Annotated in this window: 15 protein-coding genes and 2 pseudogenes; 7 read left to right on the forward strand and 10 right to left on the reverse strand. The window is 73.7% G+C overall.

Features of this window, described 5'->3' with window-relative positions:
* From ACWEQL_RS00640 to ACWEQL_RS00655, 4 genes and pseudogenes are all read right to left on the reverse strand, one after another.
* Nucleotides 1-194, reverse strand: a pseudogene (locus ACWEQL_RS00640) (hypothetical protein); the annotation flags it as partial.
* Nucleotides 191-1240 (reverse strand): AAA family ATPase, encoded by a 1050-nt coding sequence (locus ACWEQL_RS00645; protein ID WP_452147924.1) that lies wholly within the window; start codon nt 1238-1240, stop codon nt 191-193. The gene ACWEQL_RS00645 and the pseudogene ACWEQL_RS00640, both read right to left, overlap by 4 nt.
* A gap of 82 nt (nt 1241-1322) precedes the next feature.
* On the reverse strand, nt 1323-1895 hold the full coding sequence (locus ACWEQL_RS00650) for a hypothetical protein (RefSeq protein WP_452147925.1): 573 nt from the start codon (nt 1893-1895) through the stop codon (nt 1323-1325).
* Nucleotides 1892-2902 carry a DUF4129 domain-containing protein gene (locus tag ACWEQL_RS00655; RefSeq protein WP_452147926.1) on the reverse strand — a complete coding sequence of 337 codons (1011 nt, stop codon included), beginning with the start codon at nt 2900-2902 and terminating at the stop codon, nt 1892-1894. The genes ACWEQL_RS00650 and ACWEQL_RS00655 overlap by 4 nt, the downstream gene beginning before the upstream one ends.
* A gap of 151 nt (nt 2903-3053) precedes the next feature.
* Here ACWEQL_RS00655 and ACWEQL_RS00660 point away from each other — a divergent pair, with 151 nt between their 5' ends.
* Complete coding sequence (locus tag ACWEQL_RS00660) at nt 3054-3560, forward strand: NUDIX domain-containing protein (RefSeq protein WP_452147927.1); 507 nt, start codon at nt 3054-3056, stop codon at nt 3558-3560.
* Here the strand turns inward: ACWEQL_RS00660 and ACWEQL_RS00665 are convergent.
* Entirely contained in the window at nt 3545-7954 is a 4410-nt protein-coding gene (locus ACWEQL_RS00665; RefSeq protein ID WP_452147928.1) for a hypothetical protein, read from the reverse strand. The genes ACWEQL_RS00660 and ACWEQL_RS00665 overlap by 16 nt on opposite strands.
* 29 nt (nt 7955-7983) lie before the next feature.
* Nucleotides 7984-8859, reverse strand: a complete 876-nt coding sequence (locus ACWEQL_RS00670; RefSeq protein WP_452147929.1) for a hypothetical protein — start codon at nt 8857-8859, stop codon at nt 7984-7986.
* Nucleotides 8860-9499: 640 nt separating this feature from the next.
* Here ACWEQL_RS00670 and ACWEQL_RS00675 point away from each other — a divergent pair.
* Entirely contained in the window at nt 9500-10540 is a 1041-nt protein-coding gene (locus ACWEQL_RS00675) for a hypothetical protein (RefSeq protein WP_452147930.1), read from the forward strand.
* 87 nt (nt 10541-10627) lie between these two features.
* Here ACWEQL_RS00675 and ACWEQL_RS00680 read toward each other — a convergent pair whose 3' ends face one another.
* The 3 genes and pseudogenes from ACWEQL_RS00680 to ACWEQL_RS00690 form a co-directional block, all read right to left on the reverse strand.
* Nucleotides 10628-11413 carry a ZIP family metal transporter gene (locus ACWEQL_RS00680; RefSeq protein WP_452147931.1) on the reverse strand — a complete coding sequence of 262 codons (786 nt, stop codon included), beginning with the start codon at nt 11411-11413 and terminating at the stop codon, nt 10628-10630.
* A 155-nt stretch (nt 11414-11568) separates the two neighbouring features.
* Nucleotides 11569-12027, reverse strand: a pseudogene (locus ACWEQL_RS00685) (pyridoxamine 5'-phosphate oxidase family protein); the annotation flags it as partial.
* Between the two features lie 231 nt (nt 12028-12258).
* Complete coding sequence (locus tag ACWEQL_RS00690; protein WP_452147932.1) at nt 12259-12660, reverse strand: YunG family protein; 402 nt, start codon at nt 12658-12660, stop codon at nt 12259-12261.
* 60 nt (nt 12661-12720) lie between these two features.
* Here ACWEQL_RS00690 and ACWEQL_RS00695 point away from each other — a divergent pair, with 60 nt between their 5' ends.
* The 5 genes from ACWEQL_RS00695 to ACWEQL_RS00715 all read left to right on the forward strand — a co-directional run bounded on the left by ACWEQL_RS00695 (nt 12721) and on the right by ACWEQL_RS00715 (nt 16814).
* Complete coding sequence (locus tag ACWEQL_RS00695) at nt 12721-13257, forward strand: NUDIX hydrolase family protein (protein WP_452147933.1); 537 nt, start codon at nt 12721-12723, stop codon at nt 13255-13257.
* Between the two features lie 22 nt (nt 13258-13279).
* Nucleotides 13280-13894, forward strand: coding sequence for a TIGR00725 family protein (locus ACWEQL_RS00700; RefSeq protein ID WP_452147934.1), 615 nt, complete (start codon nt 13280-13282; stop codon nt 13892-13894).
* 167 nt (nt 13895-14061) lie between these two features.
* Entirely contained in the window at nt 14062-14556 is a 495-nt protein-coding gene (locus tag ACWEQL_RS00705; protein ID WP_452147935.1) for a PaaI family thioesterase, read from the forward strand.
* A 212-nt stretch (nt 14557-14768) separates the two neighbouring features.
* Nucleotides 14769-15815, forward strand: a complete 1047-nt coding sequence (locus tag ACWEQL_RS00710) for a phosphatidylinositol-specific phospholipase C domain-containing protein (protein WP_452147936.1) — start codon at nt 14769-14771, stop codon at nt 15813-15815.
* Nucleotides 15816-16484: 669 nt separating this feature from the next.
* Entirely contained in the window at nt 16485-16814 is a 330-nt protein-coding gene (locus ACWEQL_RS00715) for a hypothetical protein (protein WP_452147937.1), read from the forward strand.
* A gap of 290 nt (nt 16815-17104) precedes the next feature.
* Here the strand turns inward: ACWEQL_RS00715 and ACWEQL_RS00720 are convergent, their stop codons facing one another.
* Nucleotides 17105-20041 carry an ABC transporter substrate-binding protein gene (locus ACWEQL_RS00720; protein ID WP_452147938.1) on the reverse strand — a complete coding sequence of 979 codons (2937 nt, stop codon included), beginning with the start codon at nt 20039-20041 and terminating at the stop codon, nt 17105-17107.
* Nucleotides 20042-20080: the final 39 nt, after the last annotated feature.

A 20080-nucleotide genomic window follows, 5' to 3' on the forward strand; every position in this document is an offset into this window, starting at 1 on the left:
CCGGTGGCGCGTTCGCCCGGGCCGGTGGCGGCGCGCGCGGCCGGTGACGCCTCGCGCGGGGCGGCCGGGACGGCGAGCCGCCGCACCGGCCGCCCGCCGCCGGCGCTCTGCGCGGCGAGCCGGCGGGCCCGCTGCCCGCCACCGTCCGCGACCCCGCCCCCTCCCGCGCCCCCGGCTGGTGGCGCGGGGCTCATCGGACACCGCCGACGGACGGCTGCCCCGCCGCGCGCGGCAGGGTCTGCGGCGCCGGCACCGAGGCGACCAGCCGCGTCACCACGTCGTCCGCCTCGATCTGGCGGACCCACAGCTCCGGCTTGAGCGTGATGCGGTGGGCGAGGGCGGGTACGGCCAGCGCCTTGACGTCCTCGGGCGTCAGGTAGTCGCGGCCCTCGACCATCGCCCGGGCGCGGGCCAGCTGGATCAGGGCGAGGCCGCCGCGGGGCGAGGCGCCGACCTGGATCTGCTGGTCGTTGCGGGTCGCGTCGACCAGCGCGATCACGTAGTCGACCAGGTCGTCGTCCACCTCGACCCGCTCCACCGCGGCCCGCATGGCGAGCAGTTCGGCCGGGCTGCCGACGGTCTCCAGCACGGCCTCGGGGGCGGAGCGGTCCAGCCGGGACCGGAGCATCGAGGCCTCCAGCGCGGTGGACAGGTAGCCCATCCGCACCCGCAGCAGGAACCGGTCGAGCTGGGCCTCCGGCAGGCTGTAGGTGCCCTCGTACTCGATCGGGTTGGCGGTGGCGATCACCACGAACGGCTGCGGCAGCCGGCGGGTGGCCCCGTCCACGGAGACCTGCCCCTCGGCCATCGCCTCCAGCAGCGCGGCCTGGGTCTTCGGCGGGGTGCGGTTGATCTCGTCGGCCAGCAGCAGCTGGGTGAACAGCGGGCCAGGCCGGAACACCATCTCCCCGCTGGCACGGTCGTAGAACGGCGCGCCGGTGACGTCCGAGGGCAGCAGGTCGGGTGTGAACTGGATCCGGCGGAAGTCCAGGCCCAGGGTGGTGGCGAAGGAACGCGCCAGCAGCGTCTTGCCGAGCCCGGGCAGGTCCTCGATCAGCGTGTGGCCGCCCGCCAGCACGCCGAGCATCACCAGCCGGAGCGCCTCGGGCTTGCCCACCACGGCCCGCTCGATCTCCTCCACCACGGCCCGGGCGCGCTTGCCGGCCTCCTGCGGTGTCAGGTCGGGGACCTCCTCGGCCGAGGGGGTGGGGTCGGCTGGGGTCCGGGGGACGGCGGTCATGGCTCTCCGTAAGGTGTCGGACGGCCCGGGAGGACCGGTGTCGGCGGGTCGGGCGTACGGGCGTGGCGCGGCTGCGCGGGTGCTACAGGGTCTCCAGGCGGTCGACCAGGGCGAGCAGGACCGGGGCGGGCACGGTGTCGGCCGGCGCCGGGGCGTCCGGGTCGACCCAGGGCCACAGCGCGGGTCCGACCAGCGCGGCGGCCCGGTCGCGGTCGGCGGGCAGCGAGAGCGCGTGGGCCTCGGACAGCCGGGCCGCGTACAGGCGTTGGAGCCGGGTGCGCAGCGGGGTGCCGTCGCCGTTCGGGTCGAGCCCCTGGCGGACGGTCCAGCGCCAGTCGCCCAGCCCGGGTTCGTGCGCCTCCATCACCCGGGCCCGCCGGCGCAGGCCCCCGTCCGCGTAGCCCGCGCCCGCGACGTACCGGCCGGTGAGCAGGGCGGCGGCGGTCACCAGGACGGCTCCGGCGCCGGCCGCGGGCAGGCCGCCGACCAGGCCGAACACGATCACCGCCAGCACTGCCACCACGCCGAGCTCGATCAGGCTGTGACGGACGGAGCCCGGTGCGATCGCCGGGGTGGCGTCCTCGTCGGTGTCGTGGTCCGGGTTCCGGTCGGCGTTCGCGTCGCTGTTCGTGGCGGTGTTCGGATCGGTGTTCATCGTCCCGCTCCCGTCGGGGCCTGCGGGCCGGCCGGGCCCTGCGAGGTGGCCGGGTCGTCCGCGGTGGCCACCCGGCGCGCCAGGTGGGCCGCGATGGCGTCGAGGGCGGCACGGGCGCGACGGACGTGGCCGTCGTCCATCGGGTGCGAGGAGTACCGCGCCTCCCGGAACAGCGCGGTGAGCTCCCCGGCGTGGACGGGCTCGACCAGATCCTCGGCGACCGCCCGTTCGAGCAGCTCGGTCGGGCTGTCCCAGGCCCGGCGGGCCATCCCGGAGACCGCCAGCGAGTTCTCCATCGCCGCGTAGCAGGCGATCACGGCCGCCCGGGCGTCCCCACCGGCCAGCGCGCGCAGGCCGGTGGCCACGGCCTCGGCGAGGACGTCCTCGGGCCGCGGCGGGGCCGCCGGCAGGACGGTCGCGGGCCGCCGGCCGAGCCGGCGGGGCCGCCAGGCATGGAGCAGGGCCCACACGAACGCGGCCACCAGCGCCACGGCCAGCGCGCCGACCACCCCCGCGACGACGTACCCGAGCAGTCCTGTGCCGTCCGGCGGATCCGGCAGCTTCGGCAGGGGCGGGGGCGACGGCTCGATGGGCGTCGGCCGCAGTTCGGGCACCTCGGTGACGCCGTCCGACTCGGGCGAGGCCCGCTTGTGCAGGACCACCAGCAGCACCGGCACCACCACGGCCGTCCCGCCCAGCAGCAGCACGGCGGCCGACCGCAGCTGCTCGGCCCACGGCGTCGGCCCGGCGAGGTGGCGGACCTCCTCGCGGTAGCGCACGGTGAACCGGCCGACCAGCAGCAGCCAGCCGAGTACGAACAGCACCACGAACCCGACCCCGCCCAGTGGCCCCACGGTGGGGGTCCCCAGCAGCCCGCCGTCCGGGCGCAGCGTCGCCGCGGCGAGCAGCAGCCCGCCGCCCACCAGCAGGAGGCCCGGCAGCCGCCCGTACGCGTCGCGCGCGCGGGTGCCGCGGGCGGCCCCGCCCCTCGGCGCTGGGTCGTTCATGCGGCCACCCCCCGGTCCCTGCGCGGCGCGGATGATCACGCGCGGGGTGCAGCGTCGCACACCGCCTCCCGACCTGTCACCTCCCGGACGGTGCGTGTGCCCCCGAGGCCGCGCGCGGGCCGACGGCACGGCCCGGCGGTACGGTCGGGACATGGCCGACCAGACCCGCGGCGGCTGGCTCCCGCCGGAGGAGTTCGTCCCCACCCTGCCGCACGGCATCGCCTACGCCGGCCTGCTCCTCACCGACGCCGACGACCGGGTGCTGGCCCTGCGCTCCGTCTTCGACCCCCGCGTGCACGAGCTGCCCGGCGGCCTCCTGGAGCCCGGCGAGGACCTCCTCGGCTGCGCCTGCCGCGAGACCGTCGAGGAGCTCGGCTTCCTGCCCGACTGCGTACGGCGGACCGAGTCCCGGCTGCTGGTGCTCACCTTCCTCGGCCCCCGGCCGCCCTGGCCGTGGCGGGTCGGCGCGTTCTTCGACGGCGGCGTGCTGACCGGCGAGGAGATCGGCCGGATCACCCTGGACCCGGCCGAGCACACGGCCTTCGCCCTGCGGACCGTGGACGACTGGGCCACCGTCGCCGACGGCCGCCGGGTCCGCATCCTGCGCGCGGCCACGGACGCCCGCCGCACCGGCCGTACGGTCTACCTCGGGCCCTGACCCACCGGCCGGCCAGCCGCGAAGAAGCCCGCGTTCCAGACGAAGCGCACGCTCTCGGCTCCGTACCGCAACATGAACCCGTCCTCGGTGACCCGCACCTTCTCGCCCACCTCGGGGAGCTCCATCCGCCCGATCGTCTCGCCGCTCCGCAGGTCCCAGATCAGCAGACGCCGGTCAGCACCGGTGGACAGGGCTGCGGGGGTTCCGTCGGGGAGCACGACGGTGTCAACGGCGTTCACCGGGCCGTGGTGACCCGTGAAGGTGAGCAGCCCCCGCCCTTCGGTCATGTGCCAGACACGGACCTCGCCGTCGTAGCCAGCGGTCAGGGCGAGCGGCGTGCCGTCGGGCAGCAACAGTGTCGCGGTGTCCTCGACACCGCTTACGTGCCAATGGATGTCATGCTGCTCCCCGGTCGCGAGGTTCCAGGTGGCGGCCATGTTCCGGTCAGGCGGGAGTTTGTGTTCCCGGGACTTTGTCTCACGGCAACCGATGATCGCCCAGGGTGTCCCATCAGGCATTCGCAGGGCGGCGACCGGTCCCCGCGGGACGACCGACGGGGTGGTCAGGGTGCGCAGGGTGCGGCCGGTGGCGAGCTCCCAGATCAGTCCTTTGCCGTCGTCGGTGGTGACCGCGATGGGTGTGCCGTCGGGGAGGGCGGTGGTGGCGATACTGAGGATCTGCCCCCGCTCGAAGTCGATCCTGCGAGGAGCGGCGTCCCCGTGAACGGCGCAGTCGGCCATTGGTGGGCGGTGCCCGGTGAAGGTGTGACGTGTCTGGCCGCCGGGGTGCTCCAAGACGTCGACGGCGTTGCCGTGGACTGCGACGGCGAAGGGTGTGCCGGGGACCGGGATGGCTCCCTCGCCGACAGCCCTGGTTTGGTGGGCTTCCAAGATGGCCTGGAGGTCCCAGACGATGACGTTCCCGTCATGGTTCGCGGTCAGGGCGAGGGGCCTACTGTCGGACAACGAGGCGGTGGCGAGCGCGGTCAGGTGGCGGGTCCGCCCGTCGAGGAGGCGGAGCTCTGCGCCCGTGGCCAGGGCCCATACGGTGACCACGCGGCCATTGGAGATCACCCCGAGTGGGCTTCCGTCAGAGCGTGCGATGGTGGCGATATCCCTGGGCTGTCCGTCGTACCCATGGAGGGTGTGGAGCTGCTCTCCTGTGGCGAGATTCCAGACGATGGCGGTGTTGTCGAGGCTGATGGTGACCAGGATGGGCGTACGGTCGCTGAGGTGGCTATGGCCAGCAACCCGCGCGACGGAACTGTGGCCGACGAGGGTGCGTATCCGCTTACCGGTCACTGGGTTCCAGACGACGGTGGCGTAGCGCCGTTCCTCCGTTCCAGCGGGCTGCTCGTATGCGCGGAGGAAGGTGAAAGGGGTGCCGTCGGGAAGGAGTCCGGAGGGGGCTCTTAGCGTCATCAGGGTGCCAGCGCGCTGCTGAAGTCGCTGGCCGGTGGCAGGGTTCCAGGTGATGACTGCCCGGTTGTCGATAGTGACGACGACGGCAGTGCCGTCTGCCAGGCGCGCGGATGTGATGGTTTTGACAGGGGAGGTGTGCCCGATGAGAGTGCGAAGCTGTTCTCCCGATTCAAGGTCCCAGACCGTCAGGAGGATGCCGGCGGCCACGATCGCCAGCAGTGTGTCGTCGGAGCGTATGACGGTGATGGCTCCCAACGGGGCGCCACGGTCGGCCAATGTGCGGAGTTTCCGGCCGGTTGCGAGGTTCCAGACCATCGCCGTTCCGTCCCAGCTCCCCGTGACGGCGACCGGTGTGCCGTCGGACAGGTAATTGGTGGCGATCTGATCAACACGACGAGTGTGATCGGTCAGGGTGTGTAGCCGTCGGCCGCTGGTGAGATCCCAGATCATCACCGTACCCCCGTTGTCTCCCGTGACTGCGATCGGGCCACGGTCAGCCGAAACCAAGGTGGCGATCGTGACCACTTGCTCCTGATGGCCTGCGAGGGTGTGCAAGCGGGTCGGGTCGGCTCGGTGGCCGGTGGACGCGACCGGGCTGGCGAAGGACGGCGCGCCGTCCAGGGGTGTGACTGCGATGACACGGGCCAGTTCGTACTGTTGCCAGGTTGCCGCGTCGAGGGCGAGCAGGTCGCGCCGGATAGCGACGAGCGAACGCTGCGGATGATGGCTGATGCTGGTGCGGTGGATGCGTGCGTGCTGTGCGGCCGTCTCGGTCGTCGCGTGGTGGAGGTGGGCGGCGAGCGAGTCGGGTTCGGCGTGGACCAGGAAGCCGGGTTGTTCGAGGAGTCGGTCAATGGCCTGCCCGCCGGCGGCCACCGCGTGCGCGGCGGCGTGGCGAAGCAGGTAAGGGCGGGCGTGAGCCCAGTCCCCCCGGTCGACCGCGCCGATCAGTGTTTCGTGGAGGACCGCCGCGTCGGCGTCCGGCCCAGTACGGTCCGCGAGCGCCTGGTGGAAGTAGCGGTACAGGAGGGAATGATCGGTGTCGGGCGTGGTGCGGAGATAGAAGGCGGCCTTGGCCAGCACGCGGCGGGTGTCGGCGAGTTGCGGGACGGGCCGGTCGGGCCCGGCCGGCCGGTGGGCGAGGGCGGCGGCGTGCACCAGGTCGAGTGGCAGGCCGTTGCCCTGGGCCTGGCCGAGGACGGTCAGGACCGGCTCGATCCAGGGATCGTTGGCGGCCAGGGTGCGGATGTGGAGGTCGAAGACCTGGGTGATGCTGCACGGAGGGTCCGCGACCGCCTCAGGGGCGGTCGTGCGGAGGTGGTCGGCGTACAGCGCGGCGACCAGGAAGGCGCCGCTGTCACTGTACGAGGCGAGCCGTTGGGCGATCCGGTCGATGTCCTTCTGCGGGAAGCGCCGGGGGAGCAGCCGTCGCAGGTATGCGGCGAGGTCCCCGGCGAGGGCGTCGCGGTCCTCATCGGTGGCCGGGTCGAGGTCCAGCACCGCGCCGGGGCGCTCGTCCAGGTAGCGCTTCAGTGGGGCGAGTGTGTCCCACCAGGGCCGGGTACCGAGCAGGACGCGGCAGCCGTACGTGGCTCCGTCGGCGTCCTCCTGTAGCAACGGCAGAAGCAGTTGCTTGCAGACGGCCCATGGGTCCGTGGCCTCGTCCAACGCGTCAAGGATCACTAGTACCTGGCCGGCCCGACGAAGCTCTCGTACGAGTCCGGCCGGGTCGGTGTCCTCCTCGGCCGCGTTGTCCGCAGCACCCTCCTCCGCGCTCGGACGTACGGCCCGGAGTTGCTGGCGCAGTGAGTCGGTGACCTGGCGCACGGTCAGTTGACGGGCATGCACGGCCAGAACGGCGCCAGCTGGCCGTGGATCGAAGCCCTCCACCTCGTTGGCGACGAGTTCGCCGAAGTGCGCGAGCTCCGGGTGGGTCAGGCAGGCGGTGACGCCAAGCAGGGCAGACTTGCCGCTGCCTGGGCCGCCGGTCACGGCCAGTAGCCCGGTGTGGTCGTTCTCGATCCATTCCCGGATGCGGCGCAGCTGGTCCCGTCGGCCCGAGAAGTGGACGTCGATGGCGTTCGGGTTGCCCGCGGCGCGGGTGGCGAAATGAAGGGGGTCGAGACCGGGCGCGCTGCCCAGCGCGAACTCGCGCAGGCGGGGATTGAGGGCGGTCAGCAGGCTGGCCCAGGGATCGTCCGTGTGAGCGGGGTTGCGGAAGAAGGCCGGCGCGTTCGCCGCCTCCGGGCCGTGGGCGGGTCGGGTGTGTACGACGCTCTGACCAGGGCGGCCGAGGGCGCGGTCGGTTCGCGCGAGGTGGCGGTCGATGGCGGCGGCGAGTGTGCCGACCGGTACGTGCGCGAGGGAGGGCGAGATGTCGAGGTCGCCGTCGGCCAGTTGGTGCAGGACCTCGGCGGTCGCGGTGGTGAAACGGGCGCCGTAGGTGATGGCGTCGTGGCCGCAGGCGCCGATGATCCACACCCGCTGCTCCTCGTTCTGCGGGCTGCCTGCGGCGAGGTTGGCGAGTTCCTGTTGGACGACGGCCTGACCCGCGCCGCACATGTCGAGCAGGAACAGTACCGGCCGGGTGCCCTCCTCGGCGGCCGCGAGGAGGGTTTGGAAGCTGACGCAGGTGCTTGCCAACCGGCTGCCGTCGGCACCGGCGGTCACCAGGTAGAGGCGCCTGCGGCCGGACTGGACTCCATGGCCGGCGAAGTGCAGGATGACGGGCTCGTCTCGGCCGTCATCCTCGCAGAGTGCTGTCCACCACCGGGTGAACTCCTCCTTGCCGCACTCCAGGAGGGGCGGGCCGGCGCTGCCGTCGGCGGCCCTGTCCAGTGCGAATGCCACCTCCCGGACCGCCGAGGCGACTGCCGACAGCGCGTTGAACGACGGGGCGCCGTCCGCTCCCTCGTCCTCACTCGTATGGTGATCGGGGAAGTCCCCGATCCCGACGACCAAGGCCCTGGCCACGTCTACTCCTTACCGTGTTTGACCATGCGTCAGACAATGTACGGCGCGATGGACGCCGCCAGCAGCCCGTTGGCCAGATAGGCCCCGAGGCCGTGGAAGCCCCACCCGTTGTCCCAGGTCTCCTCCTGATCCACGGGGAACACCTCGGCCAGCTTCGGCGGTACGGCCACCACGTCACCGACGTCCGCGAGGTTGACCCACCGCCGCACCCCGGCCGGTCGGGCTCCGCGCCCGTCCCGCAGCGCAGGCTCCAGCCGCCTCGCCAGGGACGGCACCCGCAGCGGCGAGCCCGCCGTCACCAGGAGCTCCACGTCCAACTCGGGGAAGGCGTGCAGGGTTTCGTACGTGATGAAGGAGCCGAGTGAGTGTGCCACCACGACCCGGGGCCGTTCCCGGCGGATCACCTCCGCGACTCGCTCGCGCACCAGTCGGCGCCGGTCCGGTCGGGTGCAGTAGGACTCCACCTCGTGCAGGTTGGCCACGACGGCGCGCTCCACCCGCCGTACGGTCTGCTCACGCACTGCCCGGGTGAGGCGTGAGCCGCGGTCGTCAGCCAGCCAGCCGAGCATCTGCCTCAATGGCGCCAGCCCCACGTTCTGCGGATCCGTCGGCACCGGGGCCCCGGCCGTGGCCAGCCAATCGGCGGCGTCCGCCCGTGCTGTGGGCGTCAGCCGGTCGAAGTCGGGCTGGTCCCCGGCGGCCTGTACCTGTTCGGGCAGGTCGGGCCGCAGCAGGTCGGCGAAGTAGGCCATCGTCAGCTCCGGCGGCTCCATGGCCACCCCGGCCCTGGCCAGGCCTTCGGCCAGCTTGGGCCATGCGTCCGCCGCCCGTCGCCGCGCCGCCTCCTCGGGCGTGGCCCCGCGGACATGGTTGAAGATCCCGTGCACCAGTACCACCGACGCCACCGTGACACCCCCGCCCTGAAGCCGGCACCCCACCGGCCGCACGGCTGCCCCCTACCCGCACCGGGCCCGCCTTCACCATCACCATCACTGGCAGTCTGTCGTGCTGGTCCGTCCGGCTCGTCCCGTCGGGCACTCGGCCGGCGGCTTCAGCACGATCCCGGCCATGCTCGGGGACGCCCGGATCAAGGCGGTGGTCAACATGGATGGCAAGCTCTCCTTCGAGAGCGACATCCCGGTCGACCGCTTGCTGCCGATGATCGGCAACGCTGGCCGCGGCCCGGCGCCGACAGCACGTGGGTGGGGACCTAGACCGAACTCACCGGCTGGCAGGCCCCGGCCGGCCGTGCCTCCAGCATCTCGAAGGTGATCGCGCCGACCGGATCACCCGGGTGCACGTCACGGCTTACGCCGGCACCCACCTTCGGGGACGGCCCTCACCCCTGCCGAACGGCCCCGCCCCGTGCTACCCGGAGGTCCGCCTCCACCGGCCGTGTCACGCCACCCGTGATGCCCGTCGCGGGCCCGGCGGCGGTCGGCGGGGCCGCCGCGGCCGGTACCCGGGACAACGGCCCCGTCCCGTAGGAGGATGGCCCCGCCGTGCGGCGACGGCCACGGCGAACGGCGTCGGAGGGGGCCCGGGATGTGGGACTACGTTGCGAGGGACGGTCGTTGGGCGCTGGTGCTGACCATCGCCTGCTACCTGGTGGTGGTCTACGTGACCAGCCGGGGCCTGATCGCCGCACCCCGCTACCGCCACCTCCAGGCGCGCATCCACGACTGCCGCTCCCGGGTCGCGGTCCTCGCGCTCACCCCGGCCGGGGACCCGGACACCTCGCCCGCCCGCGCGGCCGCGCTGGGGGCGGTCACCGAGCGGCTGGAGCGGCTGGAGGTCAACGGCGAAGTGGCCTGGCGACTGCTGCCCCGGCACTGGGTCGTGGCCATACCGCTGTCCAAACTGGCGGCCGCCTGGCGGGTGTTGCACGACGCCGAGACGCAACTCCTACGCCTGGAGCCCGCCGAGGAGATCACCGTACGGACCCACGCGTTGCGTGCCCGTCTCGCCGCCACCCGTCCGGTGCCCGAACTCGCCGACGAGCCAGGAGAGTCCGCCGGGTCCGCCGGGTCCGCCAGGCCCGACGCCCTGGTCCGGCCCGAGGTGGAGCGGCGCGCGCGGCTGATCGCCGCCACCGAGCAGCTGTACCGGCAGGAGGACGACGAGTTCGAGCGCGAGTACGAACTCCAGCGCATCGCCCTCTGGTTGGCGCTCACCGGGCTCGGCATGCTGCTGCTGATCGGCCTGGTGCTCGACCACCGGCTCTCCCTGCTCCTCGGCGGCCTGGGAGGCTTCCTCTCCCCGATCGTCGGCGTGCTGCGCGCACAACGCCCCTCCTCCTGGGGCGTCCTGGTGCTCGCCCCGGTGGGCGGCGCGCTCGCGGCGCCCGGTGGCCTGCTGCTCGTCCGGATGCTCGCCGACCCGGAGCTCAACCTCCTCGGCCAGGTCTTCCTGCACAACTCCTGGGACGCCCCCGACCGTCCGATCGCCCTGGCCATCGCCCTGCTCTTCGGCTTCTCGGGCACCCTCTTCTCCCGGCTGGCCCTCGCCGCCACCGGCCAGCTCGTCCCGGCGCACGCCCGCGCCGCCCGCCCCACCGGCACGCTCCCCGGCCCACGCCTGCCCTGACCGGTCGCGAGGCCGGTGGACCTGGGGTTCGGCGGTTCTCGGCCCCGGTTCGGACTCCGGCCCCCGGTTCGGGCTCCGGCCCCCGATTCAGACTCCGGCGGCGATGACGACGGCGTCGGTGGCGAAGCCGAGCAGCAGTCCGGAGAGGATCATCCACGCGGTCAGCTCCTTGCCGGCCGTGCGCCGGGCGACGGCGAGCAGCTCGATGACCACGTAGAGGATCGAGCCGGCGGCCAGGCCCAGGAAGGCGATGGTGACGGTGTCGTCGACCACCTGCTGCCCGATGAGCGTGCCGACGAAGGTGGGGCCGCCGGCGATCAGGCCGAGGACGGCGAGGCGGCCCCAGGAGGGGCGTTCACCGGCGGCGGCCAGGGGTGCGACGATGCCGAAGCCCTCGGTGGCGTTGTGCAGGCCGAAGCCGATGACCAGCAGCAGGGCGAGCGAGATCTCACCCTGCGCGGCGGAGCTGCCGATGGCCAGTCCCTCGGCGAGGTTGTGCAGGCCGATGCCGACGGCGATGGTCAGGGCGAGGTCCGCGGCCCGGGGGCCGGGGGAGCCCGGCCCGGGTCTACGGCGGTGGGCCGTCCAGCGGTCGTAGCGGACGAGGCCCAGCAGGCCGACGGCCAGCGTCGCGACCAGGACCGTGCCGCCGGTCGCGGCGGTGGCCCAGTGGTGTTCGTCCAGGGCGGCGTCGGTGGGTTCCCAGGCCTCGGCCAGGACGTCCCAGAACAGGAACAGCAGGATGCCGATCGCGACGGCGTTCAGCGCGGCCCGCAGCCGTGGCGCGGGGCGGCGCAGCCGTCCGACGGGCAGACCGAGGAAGACGGTGAACCCCGCGACGGCGCCCAGCAGGGCGATCTGCGGACCGGACATGCGCATCCTCCGGAAAGCGGGGCGATTGGTAAGCCTTACCTAATAAGCCTCGCCCCAGCTTGACCCCGGCCACCCGCCGCCCGCATCTCCGCCCCGCCGCCCGTCACCGGAACGGCCGCACTCGGGCGGCGGCGGGTGCTCCTCGGCGCTTCCTGGACCGCCCACACCCCGTCGCGCATCAGCTGCCGCCCGGGGAGTTCACGCACCCCGCGCCAGGCCTGGACGGCCTGCGGGCGCACCCGGAAGAACCCGTAGGCGCTCCCGTCGCGGCGGGGGTCCCAGCCCCACTTGGCCGTCATGGCCGCCACCGCGGCGGCGGGCACGTCGGGGGTGGTGAACGTCTCCACCGTCCCGTCCATCAGCACCACGTCGTAGGTGTCCCCGAACGCGAGCCGGGTACGGCCGCCCTCGCCCAGGTTGCGGCCCGTCGGGTTGGTGAGGCGGGTGGACAGCCAGACCGCCCCCTCGTGCCAGACGAACCAGAGCGGCACGAGGTACGGCAGCCCCTCCGCGTCGGCGGACGCCACCCAGACGTCCGTCTCCCGGTCCAGCCGCTCCAGCACCTCCCTCTTGCGCTGCTCGGCGGTACGGGGTGCGGGCTCGGCGGTGTCCATGCGGTCACCCTAAGGCTTGTCTGACAATTCCCGCCGGGCGCGCGACGCCGGGGCACGCACCTTGCCGCGTTGTCGTCGGTCGCCGATGCTCCGCATGGACTCCCTCCTCCGCCTTGCGATGCACGCACCCCAACGCCGCGCGCTGATCCGACGCGAATTGTCAGACAAGCCCTAGCCACCCCATCACGGACGGCCGGCGCGGCCGGGGCGCGGACCAGGCCGGACGGCCCGTCAGGCGGCCGGCTCCGGAAGCCGGCCGAGGTGCTCGGTGACGCGCTCGCGCAGCAGCAGGTACTCCTCCCAGCGGCGGGGCAGCGGACCCGGCGGGCGCACCACGACCTGGGCCTCGGTGACCTGCTGGCCGTCCCGGAACTGCTCGTGGGTCAGGTCGAGTTCGACGCCGCTGGGCAGCCGGTTCCACCAGTGGAAGCCGTGCTGCTCGCCGTCGAGGTGGACCTCGCCGACCATCAGCTCGCCGCCGAAGAGGTCGTTGACTATGAGGGACGTGATGTCGCAGTGCCCCCAGGCGGGGTTCTCGGCCCGCCAGTCGGCCTGGTTGTCGGGCGAACAGGTGTCCTCGGCCCAGCTGGTGCGCAGGGCCTGATCGAGTGTGAGGAGGTTCCAGGGTGTCATGTCCCGCATGATCGCACCCGCCTCCGACAACGGGGGCGCCGCGGAACGTACGATCGGTCAATGTCTGACACGACGGAAACCTCGCCGGGCTGGCTGGCCCCCGAGGAACTTGAGACCACCCGGGCCCGGATGCCGATCCTCTACGTCGAGGCCGTGCCGGTGCGCGTCGACGACGCGGGCGAGGTCACCCAGATCGGCCTGCTGCTGAGGATCGGTCCGGACGGGACGGTCAGCCGGACCCTCGTCTCCGGGCGGGTGCTGCACCACGAGCGGATCCGGGACGCGTTGCTGAGGCACCTGGAGAAGGACCTCGGCCCGGTGGCGCTGCCCCGGATCCCGGCCTCGCTCCAGCCGTTCACCGTGGCCGAGTACTTCCCCACCCTCGGCATCACCGAGTTCCACGACCCGCGCCAGCACGCGGTGTCGCTCGCCTACATCATCCCGGTGGCCGGTGACTGCCGGCCACGGCAGGACGCGCTGGACCTGGTCTGGTTCAGCCCGCAGGAGGCCGCCTCGGCGGTGGTGCAGCAGGAGATGCCGGGCGGGCAGGGAGCCCTGCTGAAGCGGGCCCTCGCGCACGTCGGCTGCCTGAGCTGAGGGCCGGCCGTACGCTGGCGCGGTGACCGCATCCACGCCGCCCGGCGGCGAGCCTCCCCCCGCCGCCCCGTGCGTCGCCGTTCGGCACCCCGCCGTCCCGTACGTCGCCGTCGTCGGACCGGGCGACGCCGGGCCGGCGGAGTGGGAGGCGGCCGAGGCGGTCGGCCGGCTGCTCGCCGAACGCGGCGCCGTCGTGGTCTGCGGCGGACTCGGCGGGGTGATGGCCGCCGCGGCCAAGGGCGCCCGGGCGGGCGGCGGGGTCGCGGTCGGCCTGCTCCCGGGGAGCGACCGCGCCGCCGGCAACCCGTACCTGAGCGTCGCGCTCCCCACCGGGATGGCGCAGCTGCGCAACGGCCTGGTGGTGGCCGCGGCGGACGCCGTGATCGCCGTGGGCGGCAGCTGGGGAACGCTCAGCGAGATCGCCCTTGCCCTGCGCTCCGGGCGTCCCGTGGTCGCGCTCGGCGGCTGGCGGATCGACCACCCGGCGCCCGCACCTCCACCCGGATCCGCGCCTCCACCCGGATCCGTGCCCGGCCCGGGCCTCGACGCCGGCCCTGTCGCGGCCGGCAGCCCCGAGGAGGCCGTGGCGGCGGCGCTCGCCGCGACGTCCACCGGTGGCGGCGTAGCCAAGCCCTGACGGCCGGTCGGAAGAAGGCTCCGCGGCACCTCGGGGCGCGCTGCACCGGTTCGTCCGGCCGTGGCACCGCGGCGCCCGAGCGCCTCGCTCGGCGGCGGACGCGCGATACGGCTGTGATCCACTGAGTGGGAGCAGCCACCGCACCGGCCGTCGTCGAGAGGATCCCCATGCACAGGTCGCGAACGTTCGAGTGGGCCGATCCCGCCATCACCGCGCAGGCGGTCGGCACGAGCAGCGGGCTGGAGCTGCTGCGGGGGATCGCCGAGGGGCGGCTCCCGTCCCCGCCGCTCAGCCGCATGATGGGTTTCCGGCTGGCGGAGGTCGAGCGCGGGCGGGCGGTGTTCGTGCTGGTGCCCGGGGAGGAGCACTACAACCCGATCGGCAGCGTGCACGGAGGTGTGTACGCGACGCTGCTGGACTCGGCGGCCGGGTGCGCCGTGCACTCGATGCTGCCGGAGGGGATGGGTTACACCTCGCTGGACCTCACGGTGAAGTTCCTACGCCCGGTCACGGCCGGCACCGGGGAGATCCGTGCGGTCGGCACCGTCCTCAACAGCGGGCGTCGCACGGCGCTGGCCCAGGCGGAGCTGCTCGACGGCAAGGACCGTCTGCTCGGCCACGCGACCAGCAGCTGCTTGCTGTTCCCGATCGCCGGCGAGTGAACCCCGGCGGGCCCGCCCGCGCCCGGAGGACGACGGGCGGGCCGGGAGCCCCGCCGGTTCACGACCGCCACTCCGGGCGGGCGAGTCGTCCGTCATCCGATGCCACGTCAATTCCGCGCGGAATTCCTTGTCATGTCACCTGAAGGATGCCAGGGTGGTCGATCCTGCCTCCGCGGGCCCCTGTCGTGCCCGCACCCCGACGAGGAGAGACCATGCTTCGACGCCCCACGACCGTCGCCGGACTGCTGGCGCTGGCCGTCGCCCTGACGCCGGGTCAGCAGGTGGCCGCCGCCGGGCCGGGTGAGCTGCCGTTCGGCTCCGCCACCACGGTGGGCCTGCACAACACGTACGAGACGGGCGCCTTCCCGTACCTGGCCCGCGCGCTCGACACCGGCACCGGGATGATCGAGCTGGACGCGTGGACCAACACCGTCACCAAGGAGTGGAAGGTCAGCCACTCCAACCCGCTCGGCAACGCCAACAACTGCACCGAGGCGAGCACCCCCGCCCAGCTCTACGCCGGCGGCACCAACAAGAACCTGGAGCACTGCCTCGACGACGTCCGGGTCTGGCTCGGTGCCCACCCGCAGAGCGGCCCACTGGTGATCAAGCTGGAGCTCAAGGGCGGCTTCGCGGCCAACCGCGGCATGGGCCCGGCCCAGCTCGACGCCCTGATCGCCGCCCGCCTCGGCGACCGGGTGTTCCGCCCCGCCGACCTGCTGGCCAAGCCCGGCGGCGGTGCCCACCCGAACCTCGACGAGGCCGCCCGCGCCGGGAACTGGCCGACCAGGGCCGCCCTCGCCGGACGCGTCCTGGTCTACGTGATCCCCGGCAGCTTCGAGGAGCAGAACCCCTTCGACACCCTGCACACCGACGTCGAGTACGGCCGCCACCTGCGCGACCTCGCCGCCGGGGGACGGATGGGCCAGGCCCAGGTGTTCCCCGCCGTCCACGGCGCCGCGACCGGCGACCCGCGCGGCAAGTACGGCGACGCGTCGATCCGGCCCTGGTTCGCGGTGTTCGACGGCGACGCCGCCGCCTACGTCAACGGCGTCGACACGGCCTGGTACGACCAGCGGCACTACCTGCTCGTCATGACCGACGCGCACAACGTCGCCCCGGCCATCAGCGCCACCGAACCGGGCGCCGACCAGGCCCGGCTGCGCACCGAGGACCTCGCCCGCCGGCACGCCTCGATCGTCTCCAGCGACTGGCGCGGCCTGCCCCAGGTGCAGTCCCTGGTACTGCCCCGGGGCTGACGCCCCGTCCCCGCCGGGCATCCCGGCCGCTCAGGGCGCGTTCGACACGGTTCAGGCTGCCGCAGGCGGTTTCGGGCAGAGGTACGGCCCGGCTCCGTCCGCGGCGGCGGTCGGCCGGGTGTTCATCGAGTTGACCACGGCCCAGTGGATCATTGAGCGTGACCGTTCAGGCGGTTCGTCGTAGTCGCCGCCGATGCGCCGGCATGTGGAGCGGACCTTCGGGACAGCGGCCCGGTACCGGCGGCTCCGGCCGCCACGGGATCCTGGAACCGAGTCCGTGTCGCACCGTTCGGAGCCGGACAGTTGGAGGATTCCCCCACCGAACACCCTGGACCGGGCCCCTACAATGTGATCATGAAGGCTAGGGTGGGTGTGCGTGTCATGAAGGCTGTGTCAGTGGTCGGGGTTGCGGTTCTGCTGGTGGGAACCTCGGCAGGCTGCGGAGTCGGGTCGCCGCCTTCCGAGGGCGCTCCGGCGGTAGCCGGTATGTCCGCAGGCGCGGCGCCAGGCTCATTGCGGCTGACCGCTCCGGAGTCCCTTCCTGGCGGTTTCCGGGCCGCGAGCCCCGCCAACGTCCGCGCCTCCCACCCGGGGGGCCCGCAGCCGGCTGGCTACGAGAGCTTTGACGGCAGCCTGGTGGTCACATACACGGCCGACTCCGGAGGGACCATGGCCATCGGCGGGGCCTGGGGCACCATCACCGATCCCGACGCGGTGGCGACGTCCGCGATCGCCGCGATGCAGTCCCCGAGGAGCCGCTGGACGGTGCCGCTGGCCGATGTCGACGCGCGAGACCCGCACGACCCGCAGGGCCGGCTCAAGTGTGGGGTCTCGACCGAGGCGATGCTCGTCATGTTCGTATGCCTCTGGGTCGACCACTACACCGCGGGGTCCGTGACTTTCCCGGCCTGGGCCGAAGGGACCCCGGCCACGCTCGACCAAGCCGACGCGGCCGAGCGTACCCGCCGCATCCGCGATGCGATGACGGTCCCCAAATAGCAGCCGAGTCGGCCGGCGAGGCGAAGTCGGGCCGGGCCGGGTGATACGGCCTGGACTAACAGCGTGGGCTTCGACTTCGATCCATCGGTCATGAACGGGCCGCAGCGCTGGCCGGGATCACCACGTTCATCGCAACGCCTCCGCAGGTCAGCGCGATGTGGCGGGCGATCCCGGTGGGTAGCGCCCTCGGGCTGGACCGCTCGGACTGAGCTGTCAGCGAGCCCCCGCGCCCGAGTAGGGCCGGGGACTGGAAACGGAGCATCAGCCACCGCGCCAGTCCCCGACCCTGCTCAGGGCGCGCAGCCCGAGAGTGGCCGGGTGTCGCCGGCGGCGCGGCCGCAGACCCGCTCGACCAGGGCGGTCCCCTCGGGGCCCCGCCGGACCCGGATGATGTGCAGTCCGTGCCCGGGCTGGGCGGTGGCCGCCAGCGGGCGGGTCTCGCGGAAGTCGACCGTCCCGGTGGCCCGGTTCTTCATCTCCACGGCCCGCAGGGCCGCCATGACCGAACCGACCCCGCCCCGCTGTGAGGCACCGGCCTTGGCCGCGCCGGCCTGCAGCGCGGCGGTGGCGTCGTAGGCCAGTGCGAGCGCGCCGTCCGAGAACACGTCGTCGTCGTACGGGTTGTCGCCGCGCGGCGTGATCCGCAGCTGCGCGGCGGCCACCCCCGCCAGGTCCGAGGCCCGGGCGGTGGTCGCCGGGTCGGCCAGCGCCGTGTAGTACAGCGTGGCCTGCGGCGCCATCCAGGTCTCCCCGGTGCTGAACTGGGCCTTCGTCAGGTCGTCCCCGGCCAGCACCGTGAGCGGGCCCGCGCAGCCGGCGTCCGCCGCCAGCCGCCGCATCAGCTGGTTGACGTCGTCCGCGCGCCCGGCCAGGTAGAGCACCGCCGGAGGGTGCTCGGAGTGGCAGCTGGTGCTCAGCGCCGCCTCGAAGTCCGGGTCGCCGTTGCTGGTCAGCCCGTACTCCAGCGGACGGCCGCCGATCAGCTGGAACCCGGCCTCCCGCAGCATCGCCGAGCCGTACTCGGCCTGCTCGGGGCTGTAGCGGTCGTCGGGCGTGGGGGTGCGGGTGAGTACCGCGGCGTACCGGCCGGCCGGCGGCACGGCGAGACCGTCCACGATCAGCCGCAGCGCCGCCGCCTCCTCCTGGTCGGTGGCGGCCAGGCCGAAGTAGTTGACGTGCGTCCTGGCCAGGTAGGTCGCCGAGTTGGTGGTGCTGACCACCGCCAGCCCGGCCTGCTGGAGCCGGGTCAGCACGGCGTCGCTGTCACTGGTGTCCCGGCCCAGGCCCACCACGCCGACGACCGAGCTGTCGCGCCGGGCGACCTCCACGATCCGTTCGACCATCTCGGCCTGGAAGTACATGTCCTGGCCGCCGTTGGCCACCAGCACCTTGATCTTGAGCGGGTCACCGGCGTTGTTGCGCAGCTGCGCCAGGTGCACCCCGGTCAGCTCCTTCAGGCTGTTGAGCGCCCGCGACCGCTGACCGGCGGCCGTGGTCAGCGACCCCGCGTACACCACCGTCACGAAGCGCACGTCCGGCAGCGCGTCCACCCGCTCGTTCTCCCGGCGGATCGCCTCCTCCAGGGTCTCCAGGCCGACCGCCGCGCCGGTGCGGTCGGTCGGCTCGCCCGGCAGCGTGCCGCTCAGCCGGATGCCGGTGCCCGCCCCCGTCTCCGGGTCCGTCCCCGCGAAGGACACCCCGCCGGTGGCCACCCCGACGCACTCGCGCGTCCCGCCGAGGCCCTGCCGCCAGACCGCGTCCGCGTTGGACCCGTACAGCCGCGCCTCGCAGTACCGGCCGGAGAGCTGCTGCACCCGCAGGACGCCCGCGCAGGACGCCAGCACCAGCACCGCCAGCACCGTCCAGCGCGACCACAGGAACCACCACGAGCGGCGCACCGGCACCGCCGACAGCCGGATCGTCTCACCGGCGCTCAGCTGCGCCCGGGTCAGCCGCACCGGCAGCGTCCACGCGAGCGCCCGCCCCCGGCTCGGCGCCTGACGCACCCGAAGATCGCTCACCCAGCTCTCGTACGGGCCGCGGCGCAGCGAGCCCACCGTGTGCACGGTCACCGGCGTCGTGCCCGGATCCGCCAGCCACGCGGCCACGTCCGCGTGCGCCACCCCCGCCAGCACCAGCAGCGGGTCCTGCTCGCTGCGCCGGCTGCGTACGTCGCTGATCGCGCCCAGCACCTGGAGCGCGCCGTTGCCGGCGGTCGCGCGCGGTACGAACACCACCGGTGGCACGCGCCGCTTGCGCCCGCGCAGGTCGGCCGCCCAGGAGCGGTGCGCCCAGCGCAGGTCCTCCAGCAGTGCCAGGGTGCGCAGTTGCAGGTGGAACTGCTGCGCCCGGTCGCGCTCCTCGCCGGGGGTCGTCGCCAGCTGCGCCTTCAGGACCTCCCCGGCCACCTCGCGGGCCCGGGCCCGGGTCACCTCCCATGACATCCGCGGCCGCCACAGCGACCACGCGGCGGCCTGCCGCCCGGAGGCGGCCAGGAAGGTCGTCGTGGCGAACCAGCGGCTGGCCTGGCCGAACCAGGACAGCGGCGCGGTGTTGCGGCGCACCCATCCGCTCACCCCGAGCACCAGCAGCGCGCCGATCACCACCAGTACGACGGCCAGCCAGTGCGCCTGGGTGAGCAGACTGGTCAGCCCCGCCAGCACGAACGCGCCGATCAGCGTGGTGGAGTTCAGCACCGGCGACAGGGCGCGCTGGAGGTCCCCGGCCGCCGTCCGCGGCTCCGGCCGCCAGTGCAGGTCTCGCAGCCGTACCAGGACGTCCTCGACCAGCTCGTCCAGCGGCCGGCCCGCCCCGGCGGGGTCCGCCAGGACGTGCCGGGCCGCCGACTCGATCGCGGCGACCAGCCGGGAGCGCGGGGAGGCGTACCCGCGGTACCAGGCCGGTCCGCGCCGGGCCCAGGGGCCCTTCGCGAGCGCGTCGAGTATGCCGATCGCCCCGCGGTGCGGATCCCCGCCCCCGGTGTCGGCGACCACCCGGTGGGGCAGCCCGCCGCCCTCCTGCGCCTCCTGGACGGCGCGCACCACGTTCTCGACCTCGCGGTCGAGTTCGGTGTCGTCCTCGTCGGCGCAGAGCACCACGACCGGCATCGGCAGCCGGGCGCCGCTGAACTGGTCGATCAGGTCCTTCACCAGGGCGTCGACCTCGTAACGCGCCGTGCTCCGTACGCCACCCAGCTGCGCGCCGCCGCGCGCCGATCCCTGCGTCACCCGCACCCCCGAAGCCGCCCCCGCCCCGGAGCGCGCGCC

It is taken from the genome of Kitasatospora sp. NPDC004240 (assembly GCF_053603215.1).